This window comes from Vreelandella mediterranea (assembly GCF_970647075.1).
Genome location: NZ_OZ310198.1, coordinates 1617844 through 1641332, shown reverse-complemented (window position 1 = coordinate 1641332; position 23489 = coordinate 1617844). Strand labels below are relative to the sequence as shown.

The following is a 23489-nucleotide window of genomic DNA, read 5'->3' as shown; positions in this document are numbered from 1 at the left end:
GAGGGCCCCGGGCCGCCTTAAGAGGCCGATCAAGGTTCCAGAAAGCTGCATAAGGGCTGGAAGCGATGAAATGCCTCATGCTTTCAGCCTAATGCATGTGTCTGTTCATGCCAGAACGATTTCATTTGCGCTCACAGCTGAACGGTCATTTCTCTTCGAAATACGCAAAGAAACAGACGTCCTTCATTCGACGCTCTTTCGGCGGATGGACCACCAGACGAAGCCGATGAACAGCGCCTGCAGCGGCAAGCGAAGATACAAAAGCCACAGGGGAATGGCCGGAAATTGCTCGGGGTGCAGCGCCATATGCACATTGGCGGGAAACACCGCCACCATCAGCGCGATTAGCCCCCAACCTGCCAGCCGCCGAGTTCGAGAAACCAGAATGCCGATACTGCCCAAAAGCTCGAACACGCCGCTGATCAACACCAGCTCGCGGTGATAGCCCAGATAATCCGGCATGGCCAGAACGAAGATATCGGTCAGTACGAAATGCGCGACGCCGCCGAGAAAGAAGAACAATGAGATGATAATAATAGGAATGGCAGGCATGAGCGGCTCTTTGGATCGATTCGTTCGTAAGTCGATATCTTCGAGGACGGCCACCCGCTACCGATCAAGCGGCTATAAACACGCTCACCACCCCATTCAATTAAGAATTATAGCACCCCGCTTTGGAAGCCCGTCTTAAAACCTCGTAAGGACGATACTAATGGAGTGCTCTTTCCACTATCTCACGGCAATGAATTTCCGTCGTTGAAAACAAAGGAACACCCTTATACTTTGAATTTTTTATTAACAATGGGATTTCAGTACAACCTAGAATTATACCTTGCGCCTCTTGCTCAACCAATTCGTCTATGACGGATAAAAAACCATGCCTTGTTGCTTCACTGAATTCATTTAGCACTAATTCAGATACGATTTTCTGATGAACGTACTTTCTAGAGGACGGCCCGGGCACTATGGTTTCAATGCCAGAGCTTTGAAGAACACCTTTATAGAACTCTGTTTCCATGGTTTTTTGTACGCCCATAAGACCCACACGATCCAACCCCATTCTTTGAACGGATTTAGCAGTTGCATCTCTAATATCCACCAATTCGACGTCATACCTGGCTTTTATAGAACACATAAAACGGTGTAACCCATTCGCGCATAACGCAACCACCTCCGCGCCTCCTGAAACAAGCACCTCTACAGCGTCGAGAATCATTTTCTCGCACAACTTTTCTGTTGGATCGTTATTTTGATTTTCGAGAAACAATCCCTCGTCAAGGCTTTCGATTAAGAGGTGGGCACTTTTGTGGCCACCACATTCTTGATTGGTCAAAATATTTATATGTTTGTAATACTCGAGTGTAGACACCCAGCCTAGCCCACCCACTAATCCAATTTTCTTCAACTCACATACTCCTTTGTTTTAAATCCTATTGGCTACGGTGAGAAAATCCTTAAAGGTATCAGACGGCCCAATATTTGATCCAGTAAACGTGCTTGCACGTTTATCCAAAAAGTACTGCCTATAAAATCCACCCTGGATGTTGAGCATTACTGATTTCAAACTTCAAATTGACTGCGTACACGTAATTCACGGACACGTTGAGTTTTCCAGCACACCCGGCTCAGGGCGGAGAGGGTTTTCATGCCAGCACCGCCTCTACGATCCACCATGTTCACGCTTATCGGGTTGCCCTGCCCTATAAGCAATTATTTTACTCAGTAAATTAGCAAATGGTGATAGGCCATGTCATCAGCCAGTTAGGCATTCACCGAACTGGCTTCACCGTTGTCTTCATTTCCAGCCGGTAATCACGACAGAGCTGGCTACCTCGTGCTCCTGCCGGCATGAATGTCATAGGGTGGGCTGTAGACCTTAGGTTACTCGACAACGCTTTTTTAACGTGCGGATTCAAGAGCTGATTCGACTTGCCGATAGCTACTGTTATCGTTGATTGGAGTCCTTTGATGTTTAATCTTCTCTTCAAGAAAAAGACCAAAAACCCGCGCGGAGGATGGGCAGCGCTTCGACAGCTACATGATCAGATGGAAATGGGCATGTTCTCCATCACGTTGAATGCCGACCTCTCGATTTCGGGTCTGAACGAGAGGTTTGTCGATGCCCTTGGTTACCCGCGAGAGCAAGTTTTGGGGCGGCCGATGACGGATTTTTTGCCCTCCTACGTCGAGGAGCTTGCCTGCTTTCGCGCTTTCAAACAAGCCATCTCGGTGCTCGCTCCGGTCAACGACAACTACCGCTACTTGCGTGCCGATGGCTCCCTGATCTGGCTGAATATCGACTGGCTACCGGTACGCGGTGCTGGCGGTAAGCTCGCTTATGTGCAAGGTTACGGCCGTGACGTCACCCAGAAGGTGGAAGGCGCCAAAGAGAGCGAGTCGTTCATTGCCGCGCTGATCCGCTCCACCGCGGTCATCCAGTTCAAGCTCGATGGCACCATCATCACCGCCAACGATCAGTTCCTGCAGGCCATGGGGTACTCGCTCGAACAGATAGTCGGCCAGCACCACCGTATGTTCTGCACCAAAGAAGAAGTGGGCTCTTCGGAATACGCGGCCTTCTGGGACAAACTCAATAGCGGTGAGTATGTAGCTGACCGCTTCAAGCGGATCGACAGCCGGGGAACCGAAGTGTGGCTGAGGGCCACTTATAACCCGGTTTACAACGCGGAAGGCCACCTTTGCAAGGTCGTGAAATTCGCCACCGTCATCACCGAGCAAATGGCGCAGGAAGCTCAGGTACGCGAAGGCGCCAGCCTGGCGTTCGAGGTATCGCAACGAACGGATGAGAGCGCCGATAAAGGCGCGACCGTGATCCAGCAGACCGTCGAAACCATGCACCATATCACCACGGAAATGCAGACGGCGTCAGATAGCATCGAGGCGCTGGATAAACAGTCCCTACAGATCAACACCATCGTACAAACCATCGGCGGAATCGCGGTACAAACGAACATGCTGGCGATCAACGCCGCCATCGAAGCCGCCAGGGCCGGCGAGCAGGGGCGCGGGTTCGCGGTGGTGGCCGATGCGGTGCGAAAGTTGGCGGCCAGCACCAGCGCCGCCACCGTGGAGATTACCCAAGTAGTTCAGAAGAATCAGACGCTATCGCATGATGTCATGCGCCAGATTTTCAGCACCCGGGAAGAAGCCGAACAAGGGCTGGAACTGGCAAGCCAAGCGGGTACGGTGATTCTGGAGATTCAGGAAGGCGCTAAACAGGTCGTCGACGCCGTCCGGCGGTTTTCCAACGACTTGCAGTAGCGTCTGGGGTGATTACTTTTCACGCCCAGACGCTTTAGCTTTCTCATGCGAAGACCTCCCCGTTCCATGAACGGGGAAAGACGTTCAGCGCGCGGCGTTGCCCATCACCCGAAGCGCGTTAATTTCGATGGCGAGCGCTTCGCGGGTTCTGTCCAATGCGCTTACCTCTTCAAGCACGGCGTCGCGCCGATCATTGGCCTCTTCGATCTCAGCGTTTAACGCTTCAAGCTCCGATTCGGCCTGATCACGGGCCTCTTCAGCCTCCTGGCGGGATTGACGCGCATCGTCCCGGGCAGTTTCTGCCTCCTGGATCTCGTTTTCACGCTCGGTGGTCGCCTCTTCGAGCTCCTCAAGACGGCGCTGCCTTTCGTCGATCTGCTCGTCGAGCGTAGTGAGCTCTTCTTCACGGCTTTCACGCTCTCCTTGCAAGGCGCTCAAATCTTCTTCGGCATTGGCGATGTCCGCTCGCGTGGAAGCCAGCGCCGCTTGCGCCTCGCTCTGCTCGGCCTCAAGGGCGTTCGTTCGCTGCTGCAAGGTAGCCAAGTCCAGCTCCGCGGCCTCCACCTCTGACATCTGGGCCTGAACCTGTTGATGCTCACGCTCTGTTTCGGCCAATCTTGCTTCAAGCGCGTCGTTCGTCTCCCCTCGCGAGTTGGCAATGAAGTGCGCCACGACGGCCCAGACGACCGCCACCATCAGGAGTACCAAAAGCACCTTTACCCGGTTATCGCTTAGAAATCCTGCCGATGATGATTTATTTTTCCCTGTCATTGGTGCATCCCTCTCACTCGATCTATCGCTCATTATCGTTACCACGGCTATACATCGGTAACTCGTGATCTTACCCCTTGTTAATATGGAGGAAAGTTTCTGTTTCGGCCAGCGAAGAACTGACACGCAGCCACTTGAACATGGCGCTGCTGGCGGCAGCGTTTCTGGCAAGCGGTGGGTGCGTCAAATTGGGTGGGGGGCGATCGGCGTGAGCGGGGTATCCCATGGCACCTGGGTGCAGGGCAACGCGCCGATGCGGGCTTGCGGCCTTGCGTTCCAACCGGCTGTCCAAAGCTCACCCTTGCAAAAGGATCGTTGGCTCGAGTATGCATTCTAAAAAAGAAGGTTTTACCTTTTCTTGAAAGCCAGCAATATATAACAATGTACATTGCGGCTTTTTAAGCTACTATCGACTTTCAAGCATTGTTGAAATACTGTTTTATTAGTCAATTCATTAACTCATATAGGTAGCTATCATGAGCAAAGGCCAGGACAGTAAAAAAGACACAAAAAAGAAACCCCTTTTAACAGCCAAAGAAAAGAAAGCCGCAAAAGCATCGAAGAAAAAAGAGACCAACGTATTGGGGCATTGAACGAGTCTCCCCGTTCAAATACCCAAATACCCAAATACCTTGCCAGGTTTGATAGGCCAGCCGCGTATTATATATTCAAGACAAGGAGGTCGGCCTGGCGCTCTGAAACTGTAAAAGAGCCACTACTTCTTCGGCATCGACAGGGCGACTTAGTAAATAGCCTTGAACAAATGGGCACTCCATCTCTTTTAAGCACTGCAGTTGAGGCTCGGTCTCGACACCTTCTGCCGTGATATCGATATTCAAGGCCCGGCCTAACGACAAGATACTTCTGACGATGGCGTCGCTACGTTGGAAGGTCATCATTCGGGATACGAATGACTGGTCGATTTTGATGGCATCGATCGGGTAGCGGTCGATGTAGCCAAGGGCGCTGTACCCGGTCCCAAAATCGTCCAGTGCGATACGCACGCCATGTTCTCGAAGGCTCTCCAACACGCTGGCTATTTTATCGGGCTGGTGGAGAAAAACGGATTCCGTGATTTCGACTTGAAGATCACGGGCATCGATACCGGTCTGCGCGAGGATACCCTTTACCTGGTTGACGTAACCGGCCCGGTTAAGCTCGATACCCGAGACATTCACGTTCAGGTGCAATGTAAGCTCGGGGAACACGGCCTTCCAGCGCTTGAGTTCAGCGCACCCTTCTTGCATGACCCAGCGGCCTAGTTCGTGTATGACACCGATATCTTCGGCGACCGGGATAAAACGGTCCGGCGATACCCGGCCAAGCAGTGGATGATGCCATCTCACTAAGACTTCGGCGCCGGAGATATCACCTGAAAGGGTGCTGTAAATAGGCTGAAAGACAACGAAGAATTCATTATTCGCCAAGCCCTGCTTTAGCGCATTCTGCATTGCCAGCGCCTCGATTGCCGCCTCGCGCATGGATACATCGAACAAGGCCCACCGCCCCCGGCCATGTTTCTTGGCGGCATACATGGCAATGTCGGCATCACGCAGCAGATCCTCTGGCAAGGTATGCGTCACATCCGCGGTGACTATACCGATGCTGCACGAGGTAAAAAGGTCGTGTCCATCGATCACGATCGGCAAACTTAGTTGATCGACAATGCGTTGGGCAAGCCAGGCCGCCTGGGACGATCGGGGCTCGCCCACCAGCAGGATAGCAAACTCATCGCCACCGACCCTGGCTAATATGTCCTCTTCTCTCATGCAGTTTTCGAGCCGCCGTGCGACCTTTTCAAGAAGAATGTCGCCTGTCCGGTGACCGAGGCTGTCATTGACGAATTTGAACCTATCGACATCCAGAAAAAGTACCGTAGCGGTGGGTATTTTGGGGTAATCGTCGTTGTTAAAAAGATCCCCCAACAGCTTCATCAGGTATGAGCGGTTATACAGCGACGTCAAATCATCGTGGTAAGCGGCATAGGACAACGCCTCTTCGATGCGCTCGCGCTCTTTTAAACGACTTTCCAATGCGACCTTTTCTTCCCGGTCCGCAAGCGCCTGCAACGTCAAATGTTCGGATTCCTTGCGCTCACTGATATCCCGCTGCACGGAAACCCAATGAGTGAACCAGCCTTTCTCGTTGGCAACCGGAACAATGCTTAACTCGACCCAAAAGTGGCTGCCGTCGCGGCGGGTATTAAGGATTTCAACTTCGATGGATTGCCATTTTGAAAGCGCGTTTCGAATGAGATCCAGGGTGTCCCGACTGGTCTGCTCGCATTGGAGTATTCTCGGCGTCAGCCCGATCACTTCGGATAACGTATAACCCGTCGTACTCAGAAAAGCCGGGTTGCAATAAACGATCCTGGGGCCGGGCTCGTCGATGGGCTCGGCCTCTGTAATCAGAATCGCATCCTTTGCATTGACCACGACGGACTCTAATAAACGAAGACGCTCCAGGAACGTTTTTTGCTGCGAAACAAACGACTCGGCTTGTCGTTGAAGGGCTTGGCTAATCAGCGCCGCATGCGTTTGTAAGGCATAAACTTGTGCAGTGCTCAATCGCTTTCGTGGCGAAGAATCGCTTAACAACAGTACCCCTATCGTTTCCCCTTCTTCGCTCTCTACCGCCTGGCCAACAATGAATTCAAGTCCGAGGCCACTTAGCTTTCGAAAAAAATCGGGCAGGGATCGAGCTAACGCGTCATCGATGATGAGGGGCTGGCTGTCGGTAAGCTTCGATTTCAGCCACTGCTGGGCCTGGCTATTAAGCGCCAGTTCGAGCTCACCTGGGTAGCTTGCTAGAAGGTCCCATTCAGTCTCTGCACCGCCTACGAGGAGCGCGGTTGGGCAATCTGCCGAACAAGCTGCCGCCTTGACGAGCAAGCTCAAAGCATTGTGAGGAGGTTCATTGCTAACAAAAGCCATGTCGATCGCCTGTAAAAAGCCTTACCAAGGAAAATAAATACAGGAGCTTTATTCTTTTTATTTTACCGTACAGAAAAGGCGTCAGGCGGCGAGTACTCCTACCAGGACGTGATACTCGTGACGCAACACCAATCCTAGCTTAACTTCAAATTTGAGTTGATTGCATCAATTCTGATTAATTTTAGGCTGATGAAACCGTCTTTGTTCCTATCCGCATGGGGTCAAGGGTTTAAAAGCCTGCCAGCGCCCTGCCGTGATTTTTTGAGCGCTGCCATTTGGACCCGATCTAATGAGCCATTAAAGCACCCCCGGTATTACCGGGGGTGCGATTTGTTTAGCTGACCGGGATCATGACGACTTTCTGGAATGCAGGGCGCTCGGTGAGGGCCTGGTACCAGCGCTCGAGGTGAGTACGTGGGTTCCAGGTGAGGCCGCAGTTCCAGAGGTTGTAAATGAACGGGGCCACGGCGATATCGGCCAGGCCGAACTGCTCGCCGGAAAGCCACGTTTGATTTTCCAACGCCTCATCGAGCAGTTGGAAAAGTTCTTCGCACGCGGCAGTGCCGGCTTCGAGTTTCTCGAGATCGCGGGCTTCCGGCGGAGTGCGCACGTAGCCCATCAGCATGACGCGATGGTTCGGCGAGAGCAGCGTGTTGGACCAATCCATCCACTTCTCGGCCTGGGCGCGCTTGGCCGGTGACTCCAGCCAGAGTGTGCCTTCACCGTACTGAGCCGCCAGATACCGCATGATGGTATTGGATTCCCATAGCACGCTGTCGGTGGCGTCGTCTTTTAGAACCGGCACAAGGCCATTGGGGTTCATCGCCTTGTATTGTGGCGTGTCGTTGACACCGTGCTGCAGGCCCGCCTGGATCTGCTCGTAGTCCAGGCCCTGCTCTTCGAGTACCCAGCGTACTTTTTTAACGTTGGTGGAGTTGTCGCGGCCCCATAGCGTAATCATGGCAATCCTTGTCGTTGAGCGATGGTAAGACATGAAGTGTGGCTTGCGTTGAATAGCGTGGCAAGCCTGGCCTTTGCGGGCACCTCACTTTACAACTCGCGGGATTCGCTACCCGATTATGGATTTTCATTGCCTTGATAGAAGGTCATCAGGCTGGAGAAATCGAGCCGGCCGTGGCCTTGGGCTTTATGCAGCGTAAAGAGCGCGCGGGCGGCCGAGCCCATGGGCACGGGAGCAACGCTTTGCTGGCTGATGTCCATGGCGAGCCCCAGGTCCTTGGTCATCAAATCCACCAGAAAACCACCCTGGTAGCCTTTCGAAGCCGGCGCATTTTCCATCACCCCCGGGTACGGGTTATAGACGTTGAGCGCCCAGTTACCACCGGAGCTCTGCTTCATGATCTCGGAGAGTACGCCGGGGTCGAGGCCGTTTTTCACGCCCATATTGATCGCCTCGCAGGTGCCGGCCATCAGGATCGCGAGGAGCATGTTGTTACACGCCTTGGCCACCTGCCCCGCGCCGTGCTCACCGGCGTGAAAAATGTTCTTGCCCATGACATCGAGTATGGGCCTTGCCTGGGCGAACTGCTCTGAGCTTGCGCCCACGATAAACGTAAGCGTTGCGGCCTGGGCGCCCCCTACGCCGCCGGAAACCGGTGCATCGATAAAATGGATGCCTTTCTGTTCGGCTGCCGCGGCCACATGGCGGGCGGTGCCGGCATCGATGGTGGAGGAATCGATCACCAGCGCCCCGGGTTTGATGACGTCGAAAAGCGGCGCCTGGCCCTCCAGGAACAGCGCGCGAACGTGTTGCCCGGCGGGCAGCATGGAGATTATAACGTCGGCGCTTTGCACGGCCTCCGCCGCCGAGGCCGCGATTTCACACCCCTGGGCTTTGGCGGTCTTTAATGCTTGCTCACTGACATCGAAGGCCCGAACATCGAACCCGGCTTTGGCAAGGTTCCCAGCCATCGGGCCTCCCATGTTGCCCAAACCGATAAAGGCGATACTGGTCATTAGGATTGTCCTTATTGTTGGTTTTATCGATAGCTGCCTTTATTAGCGAAGCGAGGCCAGCGGGCTCTCCTCCCAGGGCGAGGCCAAGAGCTCGTCGATGAAGAACTGCTCCACCGAGGCGGCGTCCGGGTAGGTCCAGGCCGGGTTGGCGTCCTTGTCGACCAGTAGCGCACGTACCCCTTCGGGAAACTCCCGGTGACGGCAGCACTGTACCGACAGCGAAAGCTCCGAGCGGAACACCTCGGCCAACGACATATAGCGGGCGCGCTTGAGCTGCTCGTCGATCAACGTGACCGACACGGGACTGCCGTGGGCCAGGGTTTTCTGAGCACGACTAAACCAGCTGTCGTCGCTTTCTACCGCCAAAATGGCGGCCACGGTCTGCTCGGTGGTGTCGTGATCCATCAACTCACGGATCAGCGGAATCGAATCGAGTACCGGGGTGGCCATTTCGGCGAAACTGGCGGCGCTGCCCTGCTCCAACTCGCGTAGTGAGCGGTTGACCACGCCGTGGGCGTCGATGGCGCCATTTTTTTGCCATTCGGCAAGTGTGAGCGAACTCATCAGCGCCTCGAACTGATCGGCGGCGATGCAGCGGTCGGCCAGTCCCAGGTGGACGGCGTCCCGGGCATTCACGGGGCTTCCGGTCATGGCGAGAAAGCGCCCGGTGCCCACCGGCAGGCGGTTCAAAAACCAGCTCGCCCCTACATCCGGGTAAAGACCGATGGTGACCTCGGGCATGGCGAGTCTCGAGGTCTCGGTCACTACGCGATGGCTGCAGCCGCTCAATAGGCCCATGCCACCGCCCATCACGATACCACTGCCCCAGCAGATGATCGGTTTGGCGTAGGTGTGCAGTTCGAAATCCAGCTGGTACTCATGGGTAAAAAAACGCTCGGGGAAGTCCGGGTCGTCTTTCTCGCCGGTGATCGATTGATACAGGCTCACCACATCGCCACCGGCGCAGAAGGCTTTATCCCCGGCGCTGGTGAGCAGCACCGCCACGACCTTCGGATCATCCTGCCAGGTGGCCAGTTGCGGGCGGATCGCATCGATCATTTCCAGGGTCAACGCATTGAGCGAGCGCTCGGCGTTGAGCACGATTTCAGCCAGAGTGTGGCCGTCTTTGGTGGCGTGCTCGTTAAACAGTACGCTACTCATTGAAGCATCCTTGTTCAGTCAAACGTCATCTTCACTATAGCTCGCCCGCGCCTTCGGCCAACACCCGGCGAGAAATAATCAAGCGCATGATCTCGTTGGAGCCCTCCAGAATGCGGTGCACTCGCGTATCGCGAACGAAGCGTTCCAGCGGGTACTCCTTGATATAGCCGTTACCGCCGTAGAGCTGTAGCGCCTCGTCGCACACCTTGAAACCCACATCGGTCGCGAAACGCTTGGCCATGGCGCAGTAGGTGGGCGCATCCGCGTGGCCGGCGTCCAGCCGGGTAGCGGCCATGCGCACCAGTTGGCGGGCGGCGGTCAGCTCGGTCACCATGTCGGCCACGCGAAACTGTAAGGCCTGAAACTCCGCCAACCGTTTGCCGAACTGCTTGCGCTCGCGCATGTAATCACGGGCCATGTTGAGCGCCTGCTGGGCGGTGCCTATCGAGCAGGTGGCAATGTTGATCCGCCCGCCGTCCAGACCCTTCATGGCGATTTTGAACCCCTCGCCTTCGCTGCCCAGCAGGTGGCTTTCGGGGACGCGTACGTCTTCGAAGGTCACCATGCGGGTAGGCTGGCTGTTCCAGCCCATTTTGTCTTCTTTACGCCCGTAGCTGATACCCGCGGTTTTGGCGTCCACGGCAAAGGCGGAAACGCCGGCCGCCCCTTCGCCACCGGTGCGCGCCATGACCACCAAAAAGTCGGTGCTACCGGCGCCGGAGATAAACATCTTGCTGCCGCTGAGCACGTACTCCTCGCCTTCCCGCCTGGCGGTAGTCTTGAGCGAAGCGGCGTCCGACCCGGCTCCCGGCTCGGTCAAACAATACGAGCCGAGCAGTTCGCCAGTGGCAAGCCCTGGTCCCCACTGCTCGACCACGTGAGCCTTGCCGAAATCCGCCAGCATCCAGGTCACCATGTTGTGAATGGTGAGATACGCCGTGGTCGAAGTGCAGCCCATGGAAAGCTGCTCGAAGATGATGCTGGCATCCAGCCTGGAAAGGCCAAGCCCGCCCACGCGTTCCGGGGCGTAAAGGGCGCAAAACCCTAGCTCGCCGGCCTTTCTGATCACATCCACCGGAAAGAGCGCCTCGGCGTCCCACCGGGCCGCGTTAGGCGCCAGCTCCCTCTGGGCAAAGGCCTTGGCCATATCGGCAAAGGCTACCTGGTCGTCACTCAGCTCGAAATCCATGGCGAGTCTCCTGCAAATGCCCCCGCTATCGCGGCGCGGGCCTTACGTGTTGTCGTTATTGATTAGACGTCCATTGAATTGACGTATACGTTAACTTATCGCTTTGCCTGCCCAAGCGCAACGTTCTCCACCGCTACCTGGCAAAGCCCATGAGGGTGCAATCGGCTATTTCTTTACGTTAACGTCAACTTGTTTTAGCCTCGATACAAGAGTCGGCTTAAAACACCCTGTCAGAGACACTTTTATGAGCAGAACTTACTCGATCAGCGAATTGGCTAACGAGTTCGATGTGACCACGCGCAGCATTCGCTTTTACGAAGACCAGGAGCTTTTAAGCCCCACGCGGCGCGGCCAAACGCGTATTTACAGCAGCCAGGACCGGGTGCGGCTCAAGCTGACCCTGCGCGGCAAACGGCTGGGGCTGTCGCTTGCCGAGATTCGTGAACTTTTCGAGCTGTGGGACGAAACCCGAAGCGGAAGCGAAAAGCAGCTCACACTGATGCTGAGCAAAATCCGCGAGCGCCGCGCCGCGCTCGAGCAGCAGATAAAAGACATCACCATGATGCAGCTCGAGCTTGAAAGCGCCGAAAGTCGCTGCCGCCAGGCACTGGAAGAACTCGAACAAAAGCCGGCCGAGAAAAAGCGCCCGGAGCAGCCCTCCTCCTGATATCGACGCCCAAGGCTCCCGGAAAACTCAAAAACAATTCAACAAAACGCAGGTGACCGACCATGCACTCGCTCTATTCGGAACTCGACTTTGGCCTGGATGAGGACATGACCATGCTGCGCCGCGAGGTGAACGCCTTCGCCGCCAGCGAGATCGCCCCCCGGGCTGCGGAAATAGACCAGCAAAACGAATTCCCCAACGATTTATGGAAGAAGTTCGGCGACATGGGTCTTCTGGGCATTACCGTGGGGGAAGAGAACGGCGGTAGCGGCATGGGGTATCTCGCCCACTGCATCGCCATGGAGGAGATCTCCCGGGCCAGCGCATCAATCGCCCTCTCTTACGGCGCGCACTCCAATCTCTGCGTCAACCAGATCAAGCGTAACGCCAGCCCCGCCCAAAAAGAGCAATACCTACCCAAATTGATCAGCGGCGAGCATATCGGCGCGCTTGCCATGTCCGAGCCGGGCGCCGGCTCGGATGTGGTCTCGATGAAGCTTCGCGCCGAGAAAAAGGGCGATACCTACGTTTTGAATGGCAACAAAATGTGGATCACCAACGGTCCGGACGCGGATGTGCTGGTGGTCTACGCCAAGACCGACCCGGACGCCGGCTCGAAAGGCATCACCACCTTCTTGATCGAGAAAGGCATGCTGGGTTTCTCCACGGCGCAGAAGCTCGACAAGCTGGGTATGCGCGGCTCCAACACCTGTGAGCTGGTGTTTCAGAACTGCGAAGTGCCTGCCGAGAACGTGCTGGGCGACGTCGGCAAGGGCGTGAACGTGTTGATGAGCGGGCTCGACTATGAGCGCACGGTGCTGGCCGCCGGCCCCATCGGCATCATGCAGGCGGCCCTGGACGTGGTCGTGCCCTATATTCACGAGCGCAAGCAGTTCGACCAGGCCATCGGTGAGTTTCAACTGGTGCAGGGCAAGGTGGCGGACATGTATACCACGCTCAACGCCTGCCGGGCGTATCTCTACGCGGTGGCCGGGGCCTGCGATCGCGGCCATACCTCGCGCAAGGACGCCGCCGGGGTGATTCTCTACTGCGCCGAAAAGGCAACGCAAGTGGCGCTCGATGCCATTCAGCTGCTCGGCGGCAACGGCTATATCAATGAGTACCCCACCGGGCGGCTTTTGCGCGACGCCAAGCTCTACGAGATCGGCGCGGGCACCAGTGAAATACGCCGCATGCTGATCGGCCGTGAACTCTTTACCGAGAGCCGCTGAGGAGTGCGCCATGAGTAGCATCGATACCCAGGTCAATACGCGTAGCGAGCTGTTCCAGAGCAACGAAGCGGCGATGCGGGCAGAGGTTTCGAAACTGCACGAGTTAACCGCCGCTATTGCCGAGGGCGGCGGGCAAAGCGCCCGCGAGCGCCACGAAAGCCGCGGCAAGCTCTTCGTGCGCGACCGCATCGACCATCTCGTCGACGAGGGCGCGCCCTTTCTGGAGTTCTCGGCGCTGGCCGCCTTCGAGGTTTACGAGTCCGAGGTGCCCGCGGCGGGGGTCGTCACCGGCATCGGCCGGGTGAAGGGCGTGGAGTGCGTGATCGTCGCTAACGACGCCACGGTCAAGGGCGGCACCTATTTTCCGCTTACGGTCAAAAAGCACCTGCGCGCCCAGGAGATCGCCCGCAAGCACCGCCTGCCCTGTATCTACCTGGTCGATTCCGGCGGCGCATTTTTGCCCCGCCAGGACGAGGTCTTCCCGGATCGTGACCACTTCGGGCGCATCTTCTACAACCAGGCCACGCTCTCCGCCGAGGGCATTCCCCAAATCGCCGTGGTCATGGGCTCCTGCACCGCGGGCGGGGCCTACGTACCGGCGATGGCGGACGAGTCGATCATCGTGCGTGAACAGGGCACGATCTTTCTGGGGGGCCCGCCGCTGGTCAAGGCCGCCACCGGCGAAAGCATCAGCGCCGAAGCCCTGGGCGGTGCCGACGTGCACACGCGCATCAGCGGCGTGGCGGATCATTACGCCGAAAACGACATGCACGCGCTGCAACTGGCGCGCAACTGCATCGCGCGGCTGAACTGGCAAAAGCGCGGTGCGCTTGCCATGAAAGCCCCCGAGCCGCCCAAGCTCGACCCGGCAGAGCTTTACGGCATCGTGGGTACGGATTTGAAGAAACCGTTCGATGTGCGCGAAGTGATTGGGCGCATCGTCGACGGCTCGGATTTCGACGAGTTCAAACGCTACTACGGCGATACCCTGGTCACCGGGTTTGCCCATATCCACGGCCACCCGGTGGGGGTCGTTGCTAACAACGGCGTGCTCTTTTCAGAAAGCGCAGTGAAAGGCGCGCACTTCATCGAGCTCTGCGCTCAGCGCAAGATCCCGCTGGTGTTTCTGCAAAACATCACCGGTTTCATGGTCGGCTCCAAATACGAGCACGAAGGCATCGCCAAGCACGGCGCCAAGCTCGTCACCGCCGTGGCCTGCGCGAAGGTGCCCAAGTTCACCGTGCTGATCGGCGGAAGTTTCGGCGCCGGCAACTACGGCATGTGCGGGCGGGCGTTCGAGCCGAATCTCTTGTTCATGTGGCCCAACGCGCGCATTTCGGTGATGGGCGGCGAGCAGGCCGCCGGGGTGCTTGCTCAGGTCAAGCGCGAGCAGTTCGAGCGCGACGGGCGCCCATGGAGCGCGGAAGACGAAGAGGCGTTCAAGGCGCCCACCCGCGCGCAATACGAGCACCAGGGCCACCCGAATTACGCCAGCGCCCGGCTTTGGGACGATGGTGTGATCGACCCGCTGCAAACCCGCGACGTGCTGGGGCTTTCTTTAGCCGCCGCGATGAACGCCGAAATCGAAGAGACGCGCTTTGGCGTGTTCAGGATGTGATGCCATGAGCCATTCGACACTGACGTTCGATCGCAACGTGGCCACCCTTCGCCTTGAGCGACCCGAGGTCCATAACGCCTTCGACGATCACCTGATTTCGGAGCTGACCGAACATCTAAAGGCGCTGATCGCGCCGATCGAGCGAGGCGAGGTTCACGTGCTGGTGCTGGCCTCCGAGGGCAAGAGCTTCTCCGCCGGGGCCGATCTCAACTGGATGAAGCGCATGGTCGCGTACAGCCGTGAGGATAACCTGGCGGATTCACGCAGGCTTTCCGAGCTGATGCACCGCCTCGATACCCTGCCCTGCCCGACGCTCTGCCGGGTTCAGGGTGCGGCGTTTGGCGGCGCTGTGGGCCTGGCCGCCTGCTGCGATGTGGTCGTGGCCTCGAGTGCCGCCAAATTCTGCCTCTCCGAGGTCAAGATCGGCCTGTCGCCGGCGGTCATCAGCCCTTACGTTCAGCGTGCTATCGGCGCCCGGCAGATGCGCCGCTACGCGTTAACGGCGGAGGTGATCGATGCCCCCACCGCGCTCGCGTTAGGGCTGGCCCATCGGGTCGTCGAGATCGAGGCGCTGGATGAAGCAGTGGCGGCGATGACGCAGACGCTATTGGCGGGCTCGCCCCAGGCGCAGCGCGCGACCAAGTCGCTGCTCGAGACGGTCGGCCAAGCGCCGGACAGTGACGCCACCCGGGAGGCCACCTGCCAGGTCATTGCCGCGCTTCGTGTCAGCCGCGAGGGTCAGGAAGGGCTTGCCAGCTTTTTCGACAAGCGCCCACCGCCCTGGAAGCCTTTGGATGAACCACAAGAATAAAGCCTCGGAGTCCTTATGAGCGCAACTCTTACCACGTTCGACACGCTACTGGTGGCCAACCGGGGCGAAATCGCCTGCCGGGTGATGCGCACCGCCCGCCGGATGGGATTGAAAACCGTGGCGGTCTACTCCGACGCCGACGCCCACGCCCGCCACGTGCGCGAAGCCGACGAGGCGATTCACATTGGCCCCGCCGCCGCCCGGGAAAGCTACCTGAACATCGAGGCGGTGATCGACGCCGCCAGGCGTAGCGGCGCCGGCGCCGTTCACCCGGGCTACGGGTTTCTCTCCGAGAACAGCGCCTTTGTCGCCGCACTCGATGAGGCCGGCCTGGTCTTCGTCGGCCCGCCGGCGTCGGCGATCGAGGCAATGGGCGATAAAGCCGCCGCCAAGGCGCGGATGGCCAAAGCCGAGGTGCCGCTGGTGCCGGGTTATCACGGCGATGATCAGGATGACGGCTACCTGCGAGAAGAGGCGGACAAGATTGGCTACCCGGTAATGCTCAAGGCAAGCGCGGGCGGCGGCGGCAAGGGCATGCGCGTAGTGGAAAGCGGCGAGGCGTTTCAGGCCGCGCTCGAGGGCTGCCGGCGCGAATCGAAGGCGTCGTTCGGGGACGCGCGTATGCTGATCGAGAAGTACCTGGTCAAGCCGCGCCACGTGGAAGTCCAGGTATTTTGCGACGCTCAGGGCAATGGCGTATATCTGTTCGAGCGCGACTGCAGCGTGCAGCGCCGCCACCAAAAGGTGCTCGAAGAGGCCCCCGCCCCGGGCATGACCCGCGAGCTTCGCGAGGCGATGGGCAACGCCGCCGTGCGCGCCGCCCAGGAGATCGGCTACGTGGGCGCGGGCACCGTCGAGTTTCTGCTCGATTCAAACGGCGCCTTCTACTTCATGGAGATGAACACCCGGCTGCAGGTCGAACATCCGGTCACCGAAATGATTACCGGCCAGGATCTGGTCGAGTGGCAGCTGCGTATCGCCATGGGGGAGCCGCTGCCCTGCGGGCAAAACGAACTCACCATTAGCGGGCACAGTTTCGAGGCACGCCTTTACGCCGAAGACCCGGCCCAGGCGTTTCTGCCCGCCACCGGCACCCTCACCCGCTTTGCGCTCGATTTGGACGGCGCGGATCTCAACGCCGCCCAGGTACGTTTGGACAGCGGCGTGGAAAGCGGCGATGTGGTCTCGATGCATTACGACCCGATGCTTGCCAAGCTGATCGTTCACGGCCCCCACCGCGAGGCAGCCCTTGCCACACTCAACCGGGCTCTGGCCGCGCTGGACGTTCAAGGCGTGGTGACCAACCGGGCATTCCTGCAGCGCCTGGCCAGCCACCCCGCGTTCAAGGCGCAGGAGTTGGATACCGGCTTCATCGAACGCCACGGGAATGACCTGTTTGCCGAGCAAGCGATCACCGCCGAGACTTTCGCGCGCGGTGCGCTGATCGCCTTGAACACGCTAAACCAGCGCGATGCAGCAACGCGCGACGCGCAAACGCCCTGGGACCGGGCGGACGGTTTTCGCCTCAACGCCCCCCATAAAGTACGCATTGCCTTGGCAACTGCCGGCATGGAGGCGGATGCCAGCGTGGTCGAGGCCACCCGCGAACCGAATGCGCCCGAGTGGCAGCTAAGTGTGCAGGGTCAGCGCTTCAAGGCAAGCCTGGCCACACTTTCCGGCGACAGCGTTGCGATCACGCTCGACGGCCACCGGCGCCGTTTTCAGGTGCAGCGCGATGGCGACACGCTCGTGATGGTCGACCCGCAAGGCGAGACGCGCCTGACCTGGCAGCGCCTGGATGCGCTGAATCACGCCGCGCGGGAAGTGGCCGCCACTTTTACCGCGCCCATGCACGGCACGGTGGTGGCGCACCTGGTCGAGCCCGGCAAGCCGGTCGAGAAAGGCATGCCGCTGATGGTGATGGAGGCGATGAAAATGGAGCACACGCTCAGCGCCCCGGCGAATGGCCAGGTCGAGGCGTTTCACTTCGCCCCGGGCGAAAGCGTCGGCCAGGGCGACGTGCTGCTCGACTTCGCCCCGCTGGAAGAAGGAGATTCGCCATGACGCTTCCCACTCGCGTTCGGCTGGTCGAAATGGCCCCGCGGGACGGGCTGCAAAACGAGCCAGGCGCGCGGGTGCCCACCAAGGTAAAAATCGCGCTGATCGAGCGCCTGGCCCGCGCCGGGCTTACACACATCGAGGCCGCCAGCTTCGTCTCGCCCAGGTGGGTGCCGCAAATGGGCGATGCGTTGGAGGTGATGCAGGGCATCGCGCGTGCGCCCGGCGTCACCTACTCGGCGCTGACCCCCAATCTCAAGGGGCTCGAGAATGCGCTGAGCGCCGGCGTCAAGGACGTCGCGGTGTTCGCCGCGGCCTCCGAGACGTTTTCGCAAAAAAACATCAACTGCTCGATTAGCGAGTCGCTCGAACGCTTCGCCCCGGTTCTAACGCGCGCTAAAGCCGAGGGCGTGCGGGTGCGTGGTTACGTCTCCTGCGTGCTGGGCTGCCCTTACGAGGGCGCCATCGCCGCGGAGAAAGTCGCCGAAGTTGCCCGCGCGCTTTACGCGATGGGCTGCTTTGAAATATCCCTTGGCGACACCATCGGCGTGGGCACGCCCCTGGCCGCCAAGCGGATGATTCGAACGGTCGCCCGCGAGATGCCCATCGAATACCTGGCCGCACACTTTCACGACACCTACGGCATGGCGATCGCCAACCTGTACGCAGTGCTGGAGGAAGGTGTGCGTGTGATCGACGCCTCTACCGGGGGCCTTGGCGGCTGCCCCTACGCCAAGGGGGCTTCCGGCAACGTGGCCACCGAAGACGTGCTCTATCTGCTCGAAGGCTTAGACATCGAAACCGGCATCGATCTGAATGAGGTGATCGACACCGGTGTCTGGATTACCCGGGAGCTTGGCCGCCCGCCGGGCTCCAAAGTGGCCCAGGCCCGGAGCAGGGTCAACTAAATCGAGATCACAACAACCAGAGACGGAGAGACTCCATGGCGCTCAACGTACCCCCTCTTCCCAGCTACTCGAGCGGCACCGCCGATAAGCCACTTTTAGGCATGACCATTGGCGACAAATTCGATCAGATCGCCGCGCAGTATCCGGATAACGATGCGCTGATCGTGCTGCACCAGAACATCCATTGGAGCTACCGAGCGCTTCATGAAGAGGTGACCCGCTGCGCCCGGGCGCTGCTGGCCCTGGGGATACAGCGCGGCGACCGTGTGGGCATTTGGGCGCCTAACTGTGCCCAGTGGACGCTGACCCAGTTCGCCACCGCCAAGATCGGCGCGATTCTGGTCAACATCAACCCGGCCTACCGCACCCAGGAACTCGAGTACGCCCTGAACCAGTCCGGCGCGCGCTTTTTGATCTGCGCGGATAGTTTCAAAAGCGCCGACTACCGCGCCATGCTGTTTGAGCTTGCCCCGGAACTTGGCGAGTGCGCCACGGGCAAGCTTGCCTCCGCTACGCTGCCCTCGCTCGAGTGCGTCATCAACCTAAGTACCGAGCAGCACGCGGGGATGTGGCGCTGGGTCGATATGCTGGAGCAGGCGGCACAAACCGACCAGGCCGAGCTCGAAGCACTTCAGGCAACGCTCTCGTTCGACGACCCGATCAACATTCAGTACACATCCGGCACTACCGGTTTTCCCAAGGGCGCCACCCTTTCGCACCACAATATCCTCAACAACGGCTTCTTCGTGGCGGAAAGCATGGGCTTTACCAGTGAAGACCGGCTGGTGATTCCGGTGCCGCTTTATCACTGCTTTGGCATGGTGATGGGCAACCTGGGCTGCATGACCCACGGTGCGACGATGATTTACCCAAGCGAGGCCTTCGAGCCCGGTCAGGTGCTCAAGGCGGTTCACCAGCAGCGCGCCACCGCGCTTTATGGGGTGCCCACCATGTTTCTGGCCGAGCTCGAGCACGAAGACTTCCCCAACACGGATTTCTCAGGGCTGCGCACCGGCATCATGGCGGGCTCTATCTGCCCGGCGGCGGTGATGACCCAGGTGATCGCGAAGATGAACATGAAGGGCGTGCAGATCGCCTACGGGATGACCGAAACGAGCCCGGTCTCGGCGCAAACCGGCGCCAATGACACCATTGAAAAGCGTGTCTCGACCGTAGGGCGCACCCAGCCACACCTGGAGAGCAAGATCATCGACCCCGGTAGCGGCGCCGTGCTCGCCCGGGGTGAAATCGGCGAGCTCTGCACTCGCGGCTATAGCGTCATGCTCGAGTACTGGAACAACGAGAAGGCCACTGCGGATGCCCTCGACCGCGCCGGCTGGATGCATACCGGCGATTTGGCCACCATGGACGAGGACGGCTATCTGCAAATCGTCGGGCGTATCAAGGACATGGTGATTCGCGGTGGCGAAAACGTCTACCCGCGCGAGGTCGAAGAGTTTCTTTACACCCACCCGGCGGTGCTGGATGTACAGGTCACCGGCGTGCCGGATGAAAAGTACGGCGAGGAGCTGGTCGCCTGGATTCGCCTCGACCCCCACCAGGCTGAGACCACCGGCGAAGAGCTACGCGCATTTTGTAAGGATAAAATCACTCATTTCAAGATTCCGCGCTACTTCAAGTTCGTCGATGAATTCCCCATGACGGTCACGGGCAAGATTCAGAAATTCAAAATGCGCGAAATCTCGATGTTTGAGCTCGGCCTCGACCGGGCGACGTTCTCGTAAATGCGCCGCGCTCGCTGAGCGCCGGCTACGCCTTGCACGTTAAGTGGCGGGCCGGCCCTCATGGAGGTTGCAAGCGTTTCAATGAGATGGGCAAAAAACCGTTTGAAAGTTTGATGAATCGCGCAATTAACGTGGTCGAGCCCCACGCTTGTTGCTAGGCTTGGGGGGACTTGGCTTTTATAAAAGGATAACAACGATGCCAACCAACCGCTTGGCAAGCACCCTTCTATGTAGCGTTCTCGGCAGCTCTTTTCCCTTGCTCTGCCTTGCAAGCGAAAGCAGCTACCTGAATACCGACGTACTCCCCAAAGCCTACACCGCCCCGGACAGCGAAATGATGTCGCTGGGCAACGGCGTGGTGCTCGAAGGCAGCAACCTCAATAGCATCGACAGCTACACCTCGGGCTTTCGGCTCACGGCCGGCTTCAGCCCGGGCAACTTACCGCGCGTCGATATCGGCGCGGAAATCGCCTACCGCGAAAGCGAGGAAGTCTTCACGACCTCCAGCGTCGCCCCGCTCGTTCAGGATACCCTGGCACTGGGGGGCGCCCTGGTGGCGGGCCTTCGCATGGGCGCGTTCAGCGTTTACGCGAAATCCGGGCTGACCGAGTGGCGTGGCGAAACCGAGCTCGAAGGCGATGAAAGCGGCACCGCCATGCTGCAAGGCTTTGGTGCCACCATGACCGTCAAACGTCTGGTCAGCCGACTGGAATACGAACGCATCGACGCCCCCACGCTTAGCCATTTGAATCAGCTTAGCGCCTCGATTCATATCCCGTTTTAACGATTGATACTTAGCTTTTGTAAGACATTTCTTACTTTGATGTAAGCCATTGCCGCTACGTAGCTGATAATAATTGTTTTTTTACCGCTCACTCGCTAACCTGGCCTTTCCTATAAGCAACATACGGTTCAGGAGAGTGACACCATGGCGGACAGAACGGGGCTGCAGTTTACCTTGACCCTGGCCGGGGCAAGCGATATAGCGGTTGTACGTTTTACCCACCGGGAAACGCTCTCCCAACCTTTCGAGCTGGCTGTTGAGTTCGCCAGCCGCGCTCATGATTTATCCCCTGCCGACTGCCTTGACCAAATCGCCACCTTGACGATTTGGCAGGATGGCGAACCACTGCGGCGCATTCACGGTATCGTCAGTGAATTTGGCCGGGGCGATAGCGGGCACCGCCGCACCTTTTACCATGTCGAGATTCGCCCGGCCCTATGGCGGCTATCGCTGCGCCAGAATTCCCGCATCTTCCAGCAGACCGACCCCCACAGCGCGATCAATACGCTTGCCGGTGAGCGCAGTATTACCGATATCGGCTTTGCCACCACGCGCACCCCACCGCCACGAGAGTTTCTCGTTCAGTACCGTGAAACCGACCTGGACTTTGTCGAGCGCTTGGCCGCCGAAGAGGGCTGCTTCTATTTTCATGAATTCGAGAATACGGAGGGTGGTGCTCACCGGCTGGTATTCGCCGACGATACGTCGACGCTAACCAGTATCGGTGAGCGCAGCTATCACGCGCGGGCAGGTGGCACTTCTCCCAAGCGACACCTACGCAAGCTTCGTCAGGTGAGCCGGGTACGCCCGGCCTCGGCGGCGCTCAAGGATTACAGCTTCAAGACCCCCGGCTACGCGCAATTTCACGAGCAAACGGCGTCAGGCCTGGGCGGCCACGCTCAGCGGGGAGACTACGAGCACTTCGACTACCCCGGCCGCTACAAGCAAGATGCCTCGGGCAAACCCTTCTCGCGTCACCGGCTGGACGCGCTTCGCGCCGATGCCACCACTGCCGAAGCCGAAAGCGACCTACCGGAGCTGGCGCCAGGCGTTTGTTTTACCTTGACCGACCACGATGTCGCCAGTTTCAACGACGACTGGCAGGTCGTCTCTGTCGTACATCATGGTGAGCAGCCCCAGGCGCTCGAGGAAGATGGCATGGCCCGAGGCAGCGCCACCGCCGAGCAAACCAGCGAGCAGATGACGCGTTACCATAACAACGTGGTCATCATGCCCAGAACGCAGACCTGGCGGCCCACGCCCAACCCCAAACCACGGGTGGATGGCCCCCAGGTCGCTTTCGTGGTGGGCCCGGAAGGCGAAGAGATTCACTGCGACGAGCACGGCCGGGTCAAGGTGCAATTCCCCTGGGACCGCTACGCCGAACCTAACGAGACCGCTAGTTGCTGGGTGCGTGTCTCTCAGGGCTGGGCCGGTAGCGGCTACGGCACCATGGCGATCCCCCGCATCGGCCACGAAGTCATCATCTCGTTTCTGGAAGGCGACCCGGACCAGCCGCTGGTCACCGGGCGCACCTACCACGCCTCGAACATTCCGCCCTACCCGCTGCCGGCCAACAAGACCCGTACCGTGCTGCGCACCCAGAGCCACAAGGCCGAGGGCTTCAACGAACTGCGCTTCGAGGACGAGGCCGACGAGGAGCAGATCTGGCTGCACGCCCAGAAGGATCTGGACCTGCTGACCCTTAACGACCGTAGCGAAGAGATCAAGCGCGACAACACCCTGCACGTCTATCGCGACCGGACCACCGACATCGACCGCGACGAAACCCACCTCGTTCACCGCCACGAAGTGCATACCGTCGACGGTAACGAAACGCATACCGTTCACAAGAACCGCAAGAAAACCGTCGACGGCAACGAGACCGACCGCATCGGCAAGCACTGGTCGACCAAGGTGGGCAAGAACAAGACCGAAACCGTCGGCAAGGCCTACCTGCAAAACGTCGGCCTGGGGCGCATGGAGAACGTGGGCCTGGGCTACAGCCTGAACGTGGGCGCCCTGATGAACACCGTGGTCGGCCTTAGCCACACCACCCAGGTGGGCATGCACCACTCCCTGAACGTGGGGCGCAATATCACCCTGAAAGCGGGCAACCAGCTGACGCTTCAGGTGGGTAACAGCCGCCTGGTACTCACGGAGGAGTCGATCTACCTCGACGCGGGGGAGATTCACGTCAAGGCGGGCACCAAGGTACATGTCGACGGCCCCGACGACGTACTGCTCAATACCGGCACCGCCCAGCCCGCCCCCGGCAGCAAGGAAGACGACGCCGAGGGCGATTCGACGAACGACCCCATGGTCAAAGACGGCAATACCCCGGGGTGGTGAC

The 23489-nt window shown here is 58.9% G+C and carries 18 protein-coding genes; 10 read left to right on the top strand and 8 right to left on the bottom strand.

Going from position 1 to position 23489, the window contains the following annotated elements; all coding sequences use genetic code 11:
- Positions 1 to 183: 183 nt before the first annotated feature.
- Both ACWFVE_RS07695 and ACWFVE_RS07690 read right to left on the bottom strand, forming a co-directional pair.
- Positions 184 to 552 (bottom strand): DoxX family protein, encoded by a 369-nt coding sequence (locus ACWFVE_RS07695; protein ID WP_447528691.1) that lies wholly within the window; start codon positions 550 to 552, stop codon positions 184 to 186.
- A 157-nt stretch (positions 553 to 709) separates the two neighbouring features.
- Entirely contained in the window at positions 710 to 1405 is a 696-nt protein-coding gene (locus ACWFVE_RS07690; protein ID WP_447528690.1) for an aspartate/glutamate racemase family protein, read from the bottom strand.
- A 563-nt stretch (positions 1406 to 1968) separates the two neighbouring features.
- On the opposite strand from ACWFVE_RS07690, the gene ACWFVE_RS07685 reads away from it, so the two are divergent.
- The gene (locus ACWFVE_RS07685) at positions 1969 to 3282 is read left to right on the top strand and encodes a methyl-accepting chemotaxis protein (RefSeq protein WP_447528689.1); all 1314 of its coding nucleotides are present in this window, start codon (positions 1969 to 1971) and stop codon (positions 3280 to 3282) included.
- 84 nt (positions 3283 to 3366) lie between these two features.
- On the opposite strand, the gene ACWFVE_RS07680 is transcribed toward ACWFVE_RS07685, so the two are convergent.
- From ACWFVE_RS07680 to ACWFVE_RS07655, 6 genes are all read right to left on the bottom strand, one after another.
- On the bottom strand, positions 3367 to 4053 hold the full coding sequence (locus tag ACWFVE_RS07680) for a hypothetical protein (RefSeq protein WP_447528688.1): 687 nt from the start codon (positions 4051 to 4053) through the stop codon (positions 3367 to 3369).
- A 668-nt stretch (positions 4054 to 4721) separates the two neighbouring features.
- The gene (locus tag ACWFVE_RS07675) at positions 4722 to 6986 is read right to left on the bottom strand and encodes a putative bifunctional diguanylate cyclase/phosphodiesterase (RefSeq protein ID WP_447528687.1); all 2265 of its coding nucleotides are present in this window, start codon (positions 6984 to 6986) and stop codon (positions 4722 to 4724) included.
- 334 nt (positions 6987 to 7320) lie between these two features.
- Complete coding sequence (locus ACWFVE_RS07670; RefSeq protein ID WP_447528686.1) at positions 7321 to 7947, bottom strand: glutathione S-transferase family protein; 627 nt, start codon at positions 7945 to 7947, stop codon at positions 7321 to 7323.
- A 116-nt stretch (positions 7948 to 8063) separates the two neighbouring features.
- Positions 8064 to 8963, bottom strand: a complete 900-nt coding sequence (gene mmsB / locus ACWFVE_RS07665; protein ID WP_447528685.1) for a 3-hydroxyisobutyrate dehydrogenase — start codon at positions 8961 to 8963, stop codon at positions 8064 to 8066.
- Positions 8964 to 9005: 42 nt separating this feature from the next.
- Positions 9006 to 10124: an enoyl-CoA hydratase/isomerase family protein gene (locus tag ACWFVE_RS07660; RefSeq protein ID WP_447528684.1), complete on the bottom strand. Its 1119-nt coding sequence runs from the start codon at positions 10122 to 10124 to the stop codon at positions 9006 to 9008.
- Positions 10125 to 10158: 34 nt separating this feature from the next.
- Positions 10159 to 11313, bottom strand: coding sequence for an acyl-CoA dehydrogenase family protein (locus ACWFVE_RS07655; protein WP_447528683.1), 1155 nt, complete (start codon positions 11311 to 11313; stop codon positions 10159 to 10161).
- Positions 11314 to 11557: 244 nt separating this feature from the next.
- Between ACWFVE_RS07655 and ACWFVE_RS07650 the strand changes: the two genes are divergently transcribed.
- The 9 genes from ACWFVE_RS07650 (at position 11558) to tssI (ending at position 23488) form a co-directional block, all read left to right on the top strand.
- On the top strand, positions 11558 to 11980 hold the full coding sequence (locus ACWFVE_RS07650) for a MerR family transcriptional regulator (RefSeq protein ID WP_447528682.1): 423 nt from the start codon (positions 11558 to 11560) through the stop codon (positions 11978 to 11980).
- 62 nt (positions 11981 to 12042) lie between these two features.
- A complete protein-coding gene (locus ACWFVE_RS07645) occupies positions 12043 to 13212 on the top strand; it encodes an isovaleryl-CoA dehydrogenase (protein ID WP_447528681.1) in 1170 nt (389 codons plus the stop codon).
- A gap of 10 nt (positions 13213 to 13222) precedes the next feature.
- Positions 13223 to 14830, top strand: a complete 1608-nt coding sequence (locus ACWFVE_RS07640; RefSeq protein ID WP_447528680.1) for a carboxyl transferase domain-containing protein — start codon at positions 13223 to 13225, stop codon at positions 14828 to 14830.
- Between the two features lie 4 nt (positions 14831 to 14834).
- Positions 14835 to 15641 (top strand): enoyl-CoA hydratase-related protein, encoded by an 807-nt coding sequence (locus ACWFVE_RS07635; RefSeq protein WP_447528679.1) that lies wholly within the window; start codon positions 14835 to 14837, stop codon positions 15639 to 15641.
- Between the two features lie 15 nt (positions 15642 to 15656).
- On the top strand, positions 15657 to 17705 hold the full coding sequence (locus tag ACWFVE_RS07630; protein WP_447528678.1) for an ATP-binding protein: 2049 nt from the start codon (positions 15657 to 15659) through the stop codon (positions 17703 to 17705).
- Positions 17702 to 18607, top strand: coding sequence for a hydroxymethylglutaryl-CoA lyase (locus ACWFVE_RS07625; RefSeq protein WP_447528677.1), 906 nt, complete (start codon positions 17702 to 17704; stop codon positions 18605 to 18607). Before ACWFVE_RS07630 ends, ACWFVE_RS07625 begins: the two co-directional genes overlap by 4 nt.
- A gap of 35 nt (positions 18608 to 18642) precedes the next feature.
- Complete coding sequence (locus ACWFVE_RS07620; RefSeq protein WP_447528676.1) at positions 18643 to 20352, top strand: AMP-binding protein; 1710 nt, start codon at positions 18643 to 18645, stop codon at positions 20350 to 20352.
- A gap of 196 nt (positions 20353 to 20548) precedes the next feature.
- Positions 20549 to 21136, top strand: coding sequence for a hypothetical protein (locus tag ACWFVE_RS07615; RefSeq protein WP_447528675.1), 588 nt, complete (start codon positions 20549 to 20551; stop codon positions 21134 to 21136).
- A 144-nt stretch (positions 21137 to 21280) separates the two neighbouring features.
- Positions 21281 to 23488 carry a type VI secretion system tip protein TssI/VgrG gene (gene tssI, locus ACWFVE_RS07610; RefSeq protein WP_447528674.1) on the top strand — a complete coding sequence of 736 codons (2208 nt, stop codon included), beginning with the start codon at positions 21281 to 21283 and terminating at the stop codon, positions 23486 to 23488.
- Position 23489: the final 1 nt, after the last annotated feature.

Bases quoted from the DNA above. Each gene is read 5' to 3' on its own strand.
- ACWFVE_RS07695 (WP_447528691.1), bottom strand. From the start codon at position 552: ATGCCTGCCATTCCTATTATTATCATCTCATTGTTCTTCTTTCTCGGC.
- ACWFVE_RS07685 (WP_447528689.1), top strand. From the start codon at position 1,969: ATGTTTAATCTTCTCTTCAAGAAAAAGACCAAAAACCCGCGCGGAGGA.
- ACWFVE_RS07680 (WP_447528688.1), bottom strand. From the start codon at position 4,053: ATGACAGGGAAAAATAAATCATCATCGGCAGGATTTCTAAGCGATAAC.
- ACWFVE_RS07675 (WP_447528687.1), bottom strand. From the start codon at position 6,986: ATGGCTTTTGTTAGCAATGAACCTCCTCACAATGCTTTGAGCTTGCTC.
- ACWFVE_RS07670 (WP_447528686.1), bottom strand. From the start codon at position 7,947: ATGATTACGCTATGGGGCCGCGACAACTCCACCAACGTTAAAAAAGTA.
- mmsB (WP_447528685.1), bottom strand. From the start codon at position 8,963: ATGACCAGTATCGCCTTTATCGGTTTGGGCAACATGGGAGGCCCGATG.
- ACWFVE_RS07660 (WP_447528684.1), bottom strand. From the start codon at position 10,124: ATGAGTAGCGTACTGTTTAACGAGCACGCCACCAAAGACGGCCACACT.
- ACWFVE_RS07655 (WP_447528683.1), bottom strand. From the start codon at position 11,313: ATGGATTTCGAGCTGAGTGACGACCAGGTAGCCTTTGCCGATATGGCC.
- ACWFVE_RS07650 (WP_447528682.1), top strand. From the start codon at position 11,558: ATGAGCAGAACTTACTCGATCAGCGAATTGGCTAACGAGTTCGATGTG.
- ACWFVE_RS07645 (WP_447528681.1), top strand. From the start codon at position 12,043: ATGCACTCGCTCTATTCGGAACTCGACTTTGGCCTGGATGAGGACATG.
- ACWFVE_RS07640 (WP_447528680.1), top strand. From the start codon at position 13,223: ATGAGTAGCATCGATACCCAGGTCAATACGCGTAGCGAGCTGTTCCAG.
- ACWFVE_RS07635 (WP_447528679.1), top strand. From the start codon at position 14,835: ATGAGCCATTCGACACTGACGTTCGATCGCAACGTGGCCACCCTTCGC.
- ACWFVE_RS07630 (WP_447528678.1), top strand. From the start codon at position 15,657: ATGAGCGCAACTCTTACCACGTTCGACACGCTACTGGTGGCCAACCGG.
- ACWFVE_RS07625 (WP_447528677.1), top strand. From the start codon at position 17,702: ATGACGCTTCCCACTCGCGTTCGGCTGGTCGAAATGGCCCCGCGGGAC.
- ACWFVE_RS07620 (WP_447528676.1), top strand. From the start codon at position 18,643: ATGGCGCTCAACGTACCCCCTCTTCCCAGCTACTCGAGCGGCACCGCC.
- ACWFVE_RS07615 (WP_447528675.1), top strand. From the start codon at position 20,549: ATGCCAACCAACCGCTTGGCAAGCACCCTTCTATGTAGCGTTCTCGGC.
- tssI (WP_447528674.1), top strand. From the start codon at position 21,281: ATGGCGGACAGAACGGGGCTGCAGTTTACCTTGACCCTGGCCGGGGCA.